Origin of the sequence: Ponticaulis profundi (genome assembly GCF_042659465.1) — a bacterium.
GTDB lineage: Bacteria > Pseudomonadota > Alphaproteobacteria > Caulobacterales > Hyphomonadaceae > Ponticaulis > Ponticaulis profundi.
The window spans coordinates 108,218-120,657 of record NZ_JBHSSW010000005.1 but is presented as its reverse complement, the minus strand read 5'-3'; the positions used below and the strand labels follow the sequence as shown (position 1 = coordinate 120,657).

General features: G+C 54.7%; 8 protein-coding genes. 5 read left to right on the top strand and 3 right to left on the bottom strand.

Annotated elements, in window-relative coordinates; genetic code table 11:
- Window positions 1-10: 10 nt before the first annotated feature.
- Together ACFQDM_RS05615 and zigA are read right to left on the bottom strand one after the other, a co-directional pair.
- A complete protein-coding gene (locus tag ACFQDM_RS05615) occupies window positions 11-1,039 on the bottom strand; it encodes an SIR2 family protein (protein WP_377376605.1) in 1,029 nt (342 codons plus the stop codon).
- Window positions 1,040-2,081: 1,042 nt separating this feature from the next.
- Window positions 2,082-3,290, bottom strand: a complete 1,209-nt coding sequence (gene zigA, locus ACFQDM_RS05610) for a zinc metallochaperone GTPase ZigA (protein WP_377376602.1) — start codon at window positions 3,288-3,290, stop codon at window positions 2,082-2,084.
- A 198-nt stretch (window positions 3,291-3,488) separates the two neighbouring features.
- Between zigA and ACFQDM_RS05605 the strand changes: the two genes are divergently transcribed.
- From ACFQDM_RS05605 to ACFQDM_RS05595, 3 genes are all read left to right on the top strand, one after another.
- Window positions 3,489-5,297: a flavin-containing monooxygenase gene (locus ACFQDM_RS05605; protein ID WP_377376600.1), complete on the top strand. Its 1,809-nt coding sequence runs from the start codon at window positions 3,489-3,491 to the stop codon at window positions 5,295-5,297.
- Between the two features lie 229 nt (window positions 5,298-5,526).
- Complete coding sequence (katG, locus tag ACFQDM_RS05600) at window positions 5,527-7,707, top strand: catalase/peroxidase HPI (RefSeq protein WP_377376598.1); 2,181 nt, start codon at window positions 5,527-5,529, stop codon at window positions 7,705-7,707.
- A 120-nt stretch (window positions 7,708-7,827) separates the two neighbouring features.
- Window positions 7,828-8,616, top strand: a complete 789-nt coding sequence (locus ACFQDM_RS05595) for a dienelactone hydrolase family protein (protein ID WP_377376596.1) — start codon at window positions 7,828-7,830, stop codon at window positions 8,614-8,616.
- Between the two features lie 58 nt (window positions 8,617-8,674).
- Here ACFQDM_RS05595 and ACFQDM_RS05590 read toward each other — a convergent pair whose 3' ends face one another.
- Window positions 8,675-10,111, bottom strand: a complete 1,437-nt coding sequence (locus tag ACFQDM_RS05590) for a hypothetical protein (RefSeq protein ID WP_377376593.1) — start codon at window positions 10,109-10,111, stop codon at window positions 8,675-8,677.
- Window positions 10,112-10,398: 287 nt separating this feature from the next.
- Here ACFQDM_RS05590 and ACFQDM_RS05585 point away from each other — a divergent pair, with 287 nt between their 5' ends.
- Together ACFQDM_RS05585 and ACFQDM_RS05580 are read left to right on the top strand one after the other, a co-directional pair.
- Window positions 10,399-11,277, top strand: a complete 879-nt coding sequence (locus ACFQDM_RS05585; protein WP_377376590.1) for a 3-hydroxybutyryl-CoA dehydrogenase — start codon at window positions 10,399-10,401, stop codon at window positions 11,275-11,277.
- 343 nt (window positions 11,278-11,620) lie between these two features.
- Window positions 11,621-12,415 carry a hypothetical protein gene (locus ACFQDM_RS05580; protein WP_377376587.1) on the top strand — a complete coding sequence of 265 codons (795 nt, stop codon included), beginning with the start codon at window positions 11,621-11,623 and terminating at the stop codon, window positions 12,413-12,415.
- Window positions 12,416-12,440: the final 25 nt, after the last annotated feature.

Here is a 12,440-nt window from a genome sequence, read left to right as displayed (position 1 = left end):
AGCTTCCTCACTAAAAAAGTCTTGTAAAATTGCCAAACTGCCACGCAGTAGAGCCCCCGGGTGTCTCAATTCCTCGATGCACTTTTTTATCTGAGCACTGATGAATGACGTTTGGGCGATCACGAACAGCGGAAAGTGCCGACGGTTCGAATTCACAGAAATTGGTTATCCGAATTGAACCGTTGCTGATCTTCGGCGTGATTAGATGTGAATTGATGTGGTCGTCACCGAAGCTAAAGCCGTTTGAAATCAGAAACTTACAATCTCGCCCAATCAATTCTGAACATCGTCGAAACAGTCGGTCGTGCGGATTATGTAACGTTTCGATGATTTTGGACCTTCTTGGAAGGATCATGCATCGTTCGTGTTGAGCCTGAATTCTTAGAGGATCAACTTCTCTTATTTCGCTCCCATCTTTGAACCACGAAATCGATCCGTGCAGCTTATAAAGATGCACCCGTAAACCGCTTTCTTTTTGAAATTTCTGTCCTGAAAGCGTCCCATACGAGAGACCGAACTCTGCTTCAGAAAAATATCGAAATGTGGTCCCAACAAATCCGTTGTTCATTCGAACGCCGGCGTAACTGGCGGCTTCCTCGAAAAGAAGATCGTAGTTTGTGGTTATGATGAAAATGTCTGTGGGCCGGTCAAATGCGCGGACTTTCAGAGCTTCGAAAAACGCAACGTGGTCGCTTATGTTGGGTGTTGTTACGCCTAAAATAGCTTCACGAATGAGTTTGCGAATTTTGTCTAAGAGTCGTTTCGATTGCGGGCAATCGGCGTTGACTTGTCGCGCAGTTACAAAATCGGCAATTTCTTCAATATTTGGAGTTCCTAGCTCCTGATCATAGGCGAGAGATTGTTGTTCGAGTATAGAGCTCAATAAGTCTCGTTCATCGCTTTCAAGTTCTTGGAAAACTTGTTTGGTCAAACCTGAAATAAGGGGATAGCCTGCTTCGAACGAAGTACCTGCGCCAAACAGGAAGCCGATCTTGTCGATACCTTGCCCGACTTCAGGTACAAAATCTTCAATATTCATTTTTCATTCGTCGCTTGCTTCTGACTAGATGCACCATGAATGTGTGATAGTTCTGTATCAACTTAAGATATCACGAAATTCATAATCTAATTTAAGTTAGCCGATTGGTGCCTAATGGTTGCCTGTCCATTTGCGTTGCTCGTGCCCCGCGTAGCATAAACTTTTGAGAGCATCAGCAGCCCTGAGCGCGATTTATGCGGGCCGGTGGCTCGCGCGAGCGAACAAACTAATCCCACCCTGACCATTTACCCCCATAATGCTCTGACGCGTGGCAGAGGGCTATCCGGAAGGTCCGGCCTGTCATGCGGCAATGATCCGGTGCCTTGGTTGGGGGAGGTAATCAACCCACACAAACAAGGCTTCGGCGAGACGAGTGACGAACCCGGCGCAAAGGCGTGCGGGCTTCCATACAAGGCAGGATTTCCGCTCTTAATTCGGTATGCAGCGCCTCTTATGAGGATCGCCAGGCATCCCTGAGCATATCCGTTCCTGCCGGGTGTAAGAAAAAGGCTCTTTCAGGTCATTGTGGGCGTTGAAACGCTGGAAAACACAAAACAATCAGCCTCTGCGAAAGCAAGGCATTACCTACCCATGACGGCGTTTCACGCCCGGCCCACTTCATACCTGCAGCGCTGGCGCGCGTGGAGCTATTTGTGTTTGGTTTTATCGTGCTCGATTGCTGATCGTCGCTCCGCTCCGGCAATCTGCGCCAGCCCGGTCGGGCTGAGGGGCGCCCGTCACGAGCAAAGCGAAGGCGCAGCACCACCGAGCCGGAGGCGGGGAAACGGTGCGAGCATATATTAGACTCTGCGGACTCAAGACGGCTTATACCTCCAGCGCTGACGCGCATGGAACTATTTGTGTTTGTGGTTTCTGAGCTCGCAGATCAGAAAGGCGTGTCAGGCGCATTTCAGAACGGTGACAGATGCTTGGGGATCAGGGGTCTATCTGCCACCGCCCTGAAGGGCACAGGCGGACCACTCGGTCCACCTGTGCAGGACGCAGCTGGCAATGGGAGTGCAATGCGCAGCTGCGAGTTCTGTCAGCCCTCGGCCATCCAGCGAGGGAAGGGGTCTGCCAGGTCGCGTCTCGCTTCGATTATGCCATCTGCGCGTTCGGCTGGTTCGGTGAGGCATGCGTCAAGCTCTTTGCGAATGGCAGCTTCATCCATATCAATGCCGATGAAGACGATTTCCTGGCGGCGGTCGCCATACACAGGGTCCCAGACGTTGCCCATATAATCCTGGAATTGCGGCATGTCGGGCCAGCGTTCGCGCGGGGCAGACGCCCACCAGCGACCGGCCCCATTGTGTCGGACCAAAGCGCCAGCCTGGCTGACCTCGCCCAACCATTCCGGGCGGGTTGCCGTCCAGAAGAAGCCCTTGGCGCGCACCACATTCTGCCAGGGTTTATTGAAAAAGGCGTGCAGTTTTTCGGGATCGAATGGTTTGCGTGCGCGATAGACAAAGCTCTCAATTCCATACTCATCCGTTTCTGGAACATGGTCCTCAAAGCCGTAGAGTTCCTTGGCCCAGAGCGGGTGTTCATGGGCTTTCTCGAAATCAAAACGTCCTGTTCCCATCACACGGTCGAGCGCGACCTGTCCGAACTGAGTTTCGACAATGTCTGCATCCGGGTTGAGTGATCGGACGAGCTTTCGGACCGTCTCAAGCGCTTCTGGTGAGATGATATCTGTCTTGTTGAGAATGATGACGTCTGAGAATTCGATCTGGTCGACCAGCAACTGGACCAGCGGTCGATCATCATCCTCACCGAGACTCTCGCCGCGATCTGCGAGGAAGTCAGCGCTGGAATAGTCTTTCAGCAGATGTGCTGCATCGACCACCGTCACCATGGTGTCGATCCTGGCAACATCTCCGAGTGAGAAACCGTTTTCGTCCCGGAAGTCGAAAGTGGCTGCGACTGGCAGAGGTTCTGAAATGCCGGTCGACTCGATCAGAAGATAATCGAAGCGGCCGTCCTGAGCGAGCGATGCGACCTCTTTGAGAAGGTCATCCCGCAGCGTGCAGCAAATGCAGCCATTGCTCATTTCGACAAGCGCTTCTTCTGTCCGGGACAGGTTCGCACCGCCTTCGCGTATGAGCGCAGCATCAATATTCACTTCGCTCATGTCATTGACGATCACGGCGACGCGTTTGCCTTCTCGATTGGATAGGACATGATTCAAGAGGGTGGTTTTTCCGGCGCCGAGAAAACCGGATAGCACCGTCACAGGGAGATTTTGAGCCAAGATGACGCCTCACGCAAAGTTATAACATAACAATAGTGGGAAGTATGCTCGGCTTCAAGTTCCTCTTTTGAAATCTACACCCCCTTCTCTTTAGGTCAGGGCTTTGCGTTGGATATAACTTGTTATAATTTTCTCTCACACAAGAAGGCCGCACGCAGGTGACGGTCTCGGCCATAAAGGCCATCAGGGAGGAAATGCATGCCAGCAGATGGATTGGCGACACGCGTCGACAAAGAGGCGCTGAAGCGGAAATATGCCGAAGAGCGGGCCAAGCGGCTGCGCCCGGACGGCAATGCGCAATATATCGAGCTCAAGGATCAATGGGCGTCTTATCTGGAAGATCCGCACCTGCCGGTTCAGCCTCGCGATCCGAAGACGGATCATGTGACCTTCGCCTTTGTCGGTGGTGGCTTTGCGGGCCTTGTCACCGGTGCGCGGCTGAAAGAAGCCGGGATCACAGACTATCGCATCATCGAAAAGGGCGGTGATTTTGGCGGCACCTGGTACTGGAACCGCTATCCGGGCGCACAATGCGATACTGCCAGCATGATCTATATGCCGCTGCTCGAAGAGACCGGGCATATGCCGACCGAGAAATATGCTCATGGCCCGGAAATCCTGGAACATTGTCGGCGCATTGGTCGCCAGTATGAGCTCTATGACAATACGCTGTTCCACACAGAGGTCGAAAGCCTGGTCTGGGATGATGCCGCGTCTGTCTGGGTGATTTCCACCAATCGCGGGGACCGGTTTACAGCGCAATATGTCGGCCTCGGCACCGGGCCGCTTCATGTCCCGAAACTGCCAGGTATTCCGGGGATTGATCGCTTTCAGGGCAAGTCTTTCCACACCAGTCGCTGGGACTGGTCCTATACGGGCGGAGATGATCAGGGCGCGCCGATGGACGGCCTGAAAGACAAGCGCGTCGCGATCATCGGTACGGGCGCGACGGCGGTGCAGATCGTCCCGCATCTCGCAAAGGCGGCAGGCACGCTTTATGTCTGCCAGCGCACGCCGTCTTCGATTGATGTGCGTAATAATGAGCCGATTGATCCGGACTGGTTTGAAGGCATCGCCACGCCCGGCTGGCAGAAGCGCTGGCTGGAAAGCTTTACGGCGAACCAGACCATGGGCGAAGAGGTCGAGGATCTCGTCAAGGATGGCTGGACGGAGCTTTCCCGGCGTATCCGCGCCAAGGTCTCAGAGCTGCCGCGTGATCAGATGACGCCCGAGAACATGATGGCGGCTTATGAGGATTCCGACTTTGAAAAGATGGAAGAAATTCGCCAGCGCGTCGATACGATCGTGGCCGATCAGGACACCGCGCAAAAGCTGAAAGCCTGGTATCGCCAGCTTTGTAAGCGGCCATGCTTTCATGATGCCTATCTCCAGGCCTTCAACGAACCGGGCACAGTCTTGCTGGATACAGACGGCCAGGGTGTTGAAGAGATTACTGAAACCGGCATTGTTGTCGCCGGTCAGCATTACGAGGTGGACTGTATCGTCTATGCGTCCGGTTTCGAGGTCGGTACCCCGTTTGAGCGGCGCAATGGCTTTGATCCGGTTGGCCGAAACGGCGTCTCACTGTCTGAATACTGGGCGGATGGCATGCGCACCTTGCATGGGTTGAACGTGCATGGTTTCCCGAATGCCTTTCTGGTGCAGGCCTCTCAGGCGGCAAACTTCATCTCCAACTATCCGCATAATCTGACAGAAGCGGGCACGACCATTGCCACCATTCTGACGGAAGCGGAAAAGCAGCGCGCGAAGGTCATTGAGGCGGATAAGGCCGCTGAAGATGCCTGGGTCGGGATCATTGCAAAGAATGCCGGCATGATGATTGGCGGGCCGGACTGCACGCCCGGCTATTACAACAATGAAGGCCAGCCCATGGATGAGCGTGCTCGTCTCGCTGCGGGGTATCCCTCCGGGCCGGTGGCCTTCTTCAAATATATCGACAAATGGCGCACAGCCGGTGACTTCAAGGGGCTGAATTTCACCTCATGAAGCGGGTCGGGAGGCCTGGCGGCATGCGTCGTCAGGACCTCCGCAACCGGATATATAAAAATTCCTTATGATGGTGTGAGATATAATCAATTTCTCCTTTTGGCGTCATGGGTGTACCTTCTTCCTCATGAAACGCGGTGCCGGACGGCACAAACCTGCGTCAGATCCGTTATCTGAACGTCATCAGGTTCACGCGTAGACAGCATGTTGAAAAGAATGGAGAGGACTCATGGACGGCAACGATACCCCAAAATCAGGTAAGTGCCCGGTCATGCATGGCGGCATGACGAACACGCAGGATTCCGTCACCAGTTGGTGGCCGAAGACGCTGAACCTCGACATTCTTCATCAGCACGACGCCAAGACCAGCCCTTATGGTTCGGACTTCAGCTATCGCGATGAAGTCTCAAAGCTCGATTTTGATGCGCTGAAAAAAGACATTCATGATCTCGTGACCGACAGTCAGGATTGGTGGCCAGCCGACTGGGGCAGCTATTCAGGGCTGTTCATTCGTCTCGCCTGGCACTCGGCAGGCTCTTACCGTCTGGCTGATGGTCGCGGTGGCGGCGGCTCGGGCAATATCCGTTTTGCGCCGCTGAACTCATGGCCTGACAATGCCAATCTGGACAAGGCGCGCCGCCTGCTCTGGCCGATCAAGAAGAAGTACGGCAACAAGATCAGCTGGGCTGACCTGATCATTCTGGCTGGCAACGCAGCTTATGAAGTTGCGGGACTTGAAACCTTTGGCTTCGGGTTTGGCCGCGAAGACATCTGGGCACCGGAAAAGGACACCTATTGGGGGTCTGAGAAAGAATGGCTCACAGACAATGAGGCGCGCTATCCGAGCAAGGAAGATCGTGACTCGCTGGAAAACCCTCTGGCCGCCGTTGTCATGGGCCTCATCTATGTGAACCCGGAAGGCGTAAACGGCAAACCTGACCCGGCCATGACCGCAAAAGACGTGCGCGAAACCTTCAAGCGCATGGCGATGAATGACGAAGAAACCGCAGCGCTGACGGCGGGTGGCCACACGCTTGGTAAATGTCACGGTAATGGCGATGCCGGAGCACTCGGCGGTGAGCCGGAAGCGGGCGAACTCGAAAATATGGGCCTTGGCTGGATGAACCCGAACAAGTCCGGCAATGGTCGTTACACCATTACCGGCGGCCCGGAAGGTGCCTGGACGACCAATCCGACGAAATGGGATGGCGGCTATTTTGACATGCTGCTCGATCATGAATGGGAAACCACGAAAAGCCCGGCAGGCGCCTGGCAGTGGAAGCCGGTCGACATTGCCGAAGACGAGATGCCGGTTGATGTCGAAGACCCGTCCATCCGCACCATGCCAATGATGACGGACGCCGACATGGCGATGAAGGTCGACCCGATCTATCGCGAATACATGGAGAAATTCCGTGCGGACCACGCATATTTCTCCCGTACATTTGCGCGCGCATGGTTCAAGCTGACACACCGCGATATGGGGCCGAAGGCGCGCTATGTCGGACCGGATGTTCCGTCGGAAGACCTGATCTGGCAGGACCCGGTGCCGACTGGCTCCACGAGCTATGATGTCGACGCGGTGAAGGCGAAAATTGCTGCGAGTGATCTTTCGATTGCTGACATGGTTTCAACGGCCTGGGACTCGGCTCGCACCTATCGCGGTTCTGACAAGCGCGGCGGCGCGAATGGTGCCCGCATTCGTCTGGCACCTCAGAAAGACTGGGCAGGCAACGAGCCTGAGCGTCTGGCGCGTGTGCTCTCCGTGCTTGAGCCTATCGCCAGCGAGGCTGGAGCGAGCATTGCAGACGTGATTGTCCTTGCGGGTAATGTCGGTGTTGAGAAGGCTGCCCTGGCGGCCGGCCATCAGGTTACGGTGCCATTTGCGCCAGGACGCGGCGATGCGAGCGATGAGATGACCGATGCGGAATCTTTTGAACCCCTCGAGCCGCTCGCGGATGGTTTCCGTAACTGGGTCAAGGATAGCTATGTCGTGACAGCAGAAGAAATGATGCTCGACCGCGCTCAGCTCATGGGTCTTACGGCGCCGGAAATGACAGTTCTTGTTGGTGGCATGCGGGCTATGGGCACCAATCATGCTGGCACTTCACACGGCGTCTTTACGGATCGCGCCGGTCAACTGACGACGGATTATTTCGTCAACCTGACCGACATGCGCAATCTCTGGAAAGTCACGGATGATGAAGAGATTTATGAAATCCGTGACCGTCAGACAAACGAGGTGAAGTGGACGGCGACCCGCGCTGATCTTGTCTTCGGTTCGAACTCCATTCTGCGCGCTTATGCCGAAGTGTATGCGCAGGATGATGCGCCCGAAAAATTCGTGAAGGATTTCGTCGCGGCGTGGACCAAAGTCATGAATGCAGACCGGTTTGATCTTGCTGCCTGAGGATCGCAATGTCTGCAACCTGAAACGCCAGTCCAGCCGGGCTGGCGTTTCGTTCTGAACTAGGCGCGTCCTTTCCAGTCTATTTTCTGCTATATTGCCGGGAAAACGGGGGAGGGAATGATGAGCAATATGCAGCCCTTTGAGGATGCCGAGATCTTTACAGATCAGGGCATAACGCATTCGGTCTTTCGCAAAGGGTCGGGACCTGGCGTTCTTTTGCTGCATGAATTGCCGGGCATGACACCGGAATTCTGGCGCTTGGCGAACTGGTTGGCCGAACGCTTTACCGTCTGGACGCCGGATATGTTCGGTCGTGGACAGACGCCGACCAGGCCGGAATCCGGTCGCTTGTTTCTACGGGCCTGCATTTCTCGGGAAATACACCTGTTCGCAAAACATGATCCGGGACCGGTGACCCAATGGCTGCGCGCGCTCTCGGTGAAACTGTTTGAGGCGACGCCCGGCCGCGGTATCGGTGTTATCGGCATGTGCATGTCGGGCAACTTCGCGCTGACGCTGGCTCTGGATCCGATTGTGACGGCGCCGGTAACGTCTCAACCCGGCTTGCCTGCGTCTGTGCCCCTGCGCAATCTCGATGGTGGCTTACAAATGACCACGGAGGAAAAGGCGGCACTGGCAGCTCGCAATGTGGATGTCATGGGCCTTCGATTTGCAGGTGACAGACTGTGCAAGGCGGCGCGTTTCGACGCCATCCGTGATGTTATCGGCGCGCAGCGCTTTCATGAGCATGTGCTGCCTGATGAGGTGCGCAATCCGGATGGGCCTTTGAAGTATCCCCACTCTGTTCTGACGGCAGATCTGGTGGATGAGGATGACAGCCTGACAAAACAGAAGCTCGGTGAAGTGATCTCGTTTCTGACATCGCGGATATCGCCGGAACCGGTATGAAAAAAGCGCCCATGGAGAACCATGGGCGCTTTCGGATTCTTCTCGCTGAGCTGATGGCTTAGAAGCGCCATTTCAGATTGGCTGCGATAGACTTGTAGTCTTCGCCGAAACCGAAGGTCAGACCGCCCTGAAGACGGTCATTACCGCCGACCAGAGCTTCCAGCTCGTTCTGGGCATCAATCGCCAGGTCTTCGCCTTCGAACTGCGTGCGACGCAGCGCAAAGTCGAAGTCATAGGAATAGTTCGCGGTGTCGAGCGTATAACCGAACAGGCCGCCAACAGTGATGCCCGTGATCGAGATGTCATAGGTCTGCGTGTAATCGTCGAATTCGATGTCCGGCGATCCGAAGTATTGCAGATCCAGTTCCGCACCATAACGGATTTTCTCGCTATAATCGGTCATGAAGCGGTTGGTGAAACCGAATGTGCTGACAAGCGCTGTATCGACCAGAGCGTCAGATGTGCCGCCAACGGCGCCGATGGTCGCGCTGGATGTCCACTCGAATGGCAGATCAGCCATGTAGTCATTCATCGTCCAGCCATAGCCGAGGATCAGGCCGACATGACCAACTTCTTCGCCGGTGTCATAATCGGTATACGCCAGTGGAACGGTGACTGAGAATTCACCCGGACCTGCTGCAAAGACGCCCGCCAGTTGACCGCTGATGATCGAAGCATCGCCGGAATCGTCATAGTCGATGGCTTCTGCTTCGACTTTGCCGAAGAACGCCATTTTCTTGCCAGACGGCAATTGACGGGTGTGGATGTCACGCAGAATGCCTGGCATGCGGCCGACCACACTGCCTGGGTTACCGGCAATCGGGTCATCATAGGTGTTGGCAATCGAACTTGGCGTGAAGAGGCTCAGGAAGCGGGAAAGTTCGCCATTGTCGTCTTCAATGTCGTCCGTCGTGGCTTCAAGCGCAGACAGAATGGCTTCGTCAGCGGACTGATTGCCATCACGTGAGAATGTGTCTGTGCGACCAAGGCTAGGGATCGTGACCGTGCCGGTCCCGGTCGAGTCATCATAATCAATGATGATTGCATCATCACCAATCACGAACTGAGCCAGGCCATTATCTTCTGAAATCGTCAGACTGACCGGAGTTCCTTCCAGGATGGCTTCGTAAAAGCGCAGATCGTCGTCAGAAAGCGTGGCATTGGAATCGATGTCCTGAATGCCTGCGAAAAATGCGTCTGCATCTTCAATGTTCAGACCCAGCTCGATGTCACCGGATTCACGCATGTCGAAATATGTAAAGGACTGACCTGCAAACAGGCCCTCAATGCTGAGTGTGTCCACCTCATCCAGGTCTGAATAGCCGAAGTCAGCGAGGAGGTCCTCAACAGAGGTCGCTTCGAGTTCTGCGTAGGTGTCAAAGACATAGCTGCGGGTCTGACCATCAACAGTGATGTCAGCTGTGACCAGCTGCGCATGAGCAGTGGTCGCAAAAAGGCTTCCTGCGGCCAGGGCGAGGGGAAGATGGAATTTCATGGGATTTGGCTCCGGTCGGATTGGGAAACTTGGGATGCAAACAAGTTCAAAAATTCTCCAATAGGGTGAATTTTTCGTAAGTGAGCAGTATCATTAGTTGAGTTTTCTGCCGATAATTCAGGTTAAAATGCCATGAAATAAAAGGGCAGATTGTGTATTGTTTCAGCGGGAGTGTGACTGTGGAGTAACAGCGAAAAAGTAGATGCTGTATTCAGTGACACACCTATCGCGCTCTTCATCCGTCATGATATGGTCGCTGCCAAATTCAAATACGCGGATAATATGTAATGGGTGAAGTCAACAAGATTGGTGTTGTAGGCGCGGGTCAAATGGGCAATGGCATCGCCCATGTGTGCGCACTTTCGGGCTATGATGTGATCCTGAATGACATGTCGCCGGACGCGCTGGACAAAGCGCGTGAAACCATCGAGCACAATATGACGCGCCAGGTGAGTCGTGACCTCATCAAGCTAGACGACATGAAGTCGGCAATGTCGCGCATTTCCTACAGTGCTGAATTGTCTTCTTTCGAAGCTGTGGACCTCGCTGTTGAGGCGGCGACAGAAAAAGAAGACGTGAAGAAGAAAATCTTCGAAGCCTTGTGCGGCGTCGTGCCAAAGCACGCTTACCTGGCTTCAAATACGTCCTCGATCTCGATCACGCGTCTTGCGTCTGTCACGGATCGTCCGGAAAAATTCATCGGCCTGCACTTCATGAATCCGGTTCCGGTCATGCAGCTGATTGAAGTCATTCGCGGTCTGGCAACCGATCAGGAAACTTATGAGATGGCGCTGGGGCTGGCCAAGCGCCTCGACAAGACGGTGGCCAATGCGGAGGACTATCCCGCTTTTATCGTGAACCGCGTTCTTGTCCCAATGATCAATGAAGCCGTCTACACGCTTTATGAAGGCGTCGGTACGGTGGAAAGCATTGATACGGCGATGAAGCTCGGTGCCAATCATCCTATGGGACCGTTCCAGCTTGCTGATTTCATCGGTCTGGATACCTGTCTTTCCATCATGCAGGTGCTTCATGACGGTCTGGCGGATACGAAATATCGCCCATGCCCGCTGCTGGTAAAATACGTTGAGGCAGGTTGGCTTGGACGCAAATCCAAGCGCGGTTTCTATGATTACCGGGGAGAGACACCTGTCGCCACGCGTTAGAGCGGGATTTCCACACCGAAACAGATGTCATTTGGTCAGGGTTGCGTAGCGTAACCTGTGACTGCTTTGCTTCGGTGCGCGATTATTTCGTTCGTTTCTGAACTTGCGATGGTCAAACGAGTTTACCAACAACTATATAGAGTAAGCGACATTGAGCGCGGCGCTTTTTCGCGTTTCATTCGTTCCTGGGACTTGTTTTTCAGAACGGAACACAGGCAAGTGCCCCGGCAAAGAACAGACGAATTGTTGAGGTGAGCGGGCAGGCCGAAGGCCAGAATCCACTCACCAGCGTGACGAGTATAATGCGCGTGACTGGATACGCGGATGAGCAGGGTAGTGATCGATGAGCGACGACAAGCATAAGGCAGGTTTGGAAATGCTGCGCTCTCAGCTCGCTGTCATGGAGACAGGTGTGGAGCAGGCGCTGCAGAAACGTGCCCAGGCCGCGCGGCAGCTACGCGAGGCTCTGTCTGCAAGCGGTGATCTTCTATCCATGAGCATGCTGTCCTCGCTGGACCGCCTGGCTGCGGTGCCGGTTGATCAGCGCGGTCCGGTCCTGCAGCGTTGGTCTGCAGAGTTTCCCGCTGACATGGTCGCTTGCGGTCTTCAGAAAGTCATTGTCAGCGGTGGTGAACCGCTACGCATGTGGGATCACGCCCGTTCCATGTTTGGGCATGCCATGCCAATGAGCGTGGAGAATGATCCGCGCGATGTGCTGAATATGTGCGCAGAGCGTGATGATTGCGTCGGCGTGTTCGGCTGGCTTTCGCTCGTCGGTGCGCTGCAATGGTGGCCGGCTTTCAACGAAAAGCGTTTTCACAATCTGCGCATTATCGGGGCATGGCCGCTTGGCGACAAAGACGTCCCGTACACCAGCATTCTTGCGCGCGGTCCGCTTGGGCCGGAGGTTGGTGCGAGCACGCTTCTCATCGCGCATGATGACCACCATAAAGTCGGTAAGATCTTCTCTGACGTTGGTATTGAGGGCCGCGAACTAGGCCGCCTTCAGACGCTGGTTCTGTTTGAGGCGATGGAACGTTTTCCGGAAGATGATATCCGTCTGAAGGCTGCAAAGCTTGCGGGGCTTGACGGATTGCGTGTGATTGGCGCACTTCCCGCATATAGTCAGCCCGAATAGCATACCTGTTTCGGGCGCCCGAGTA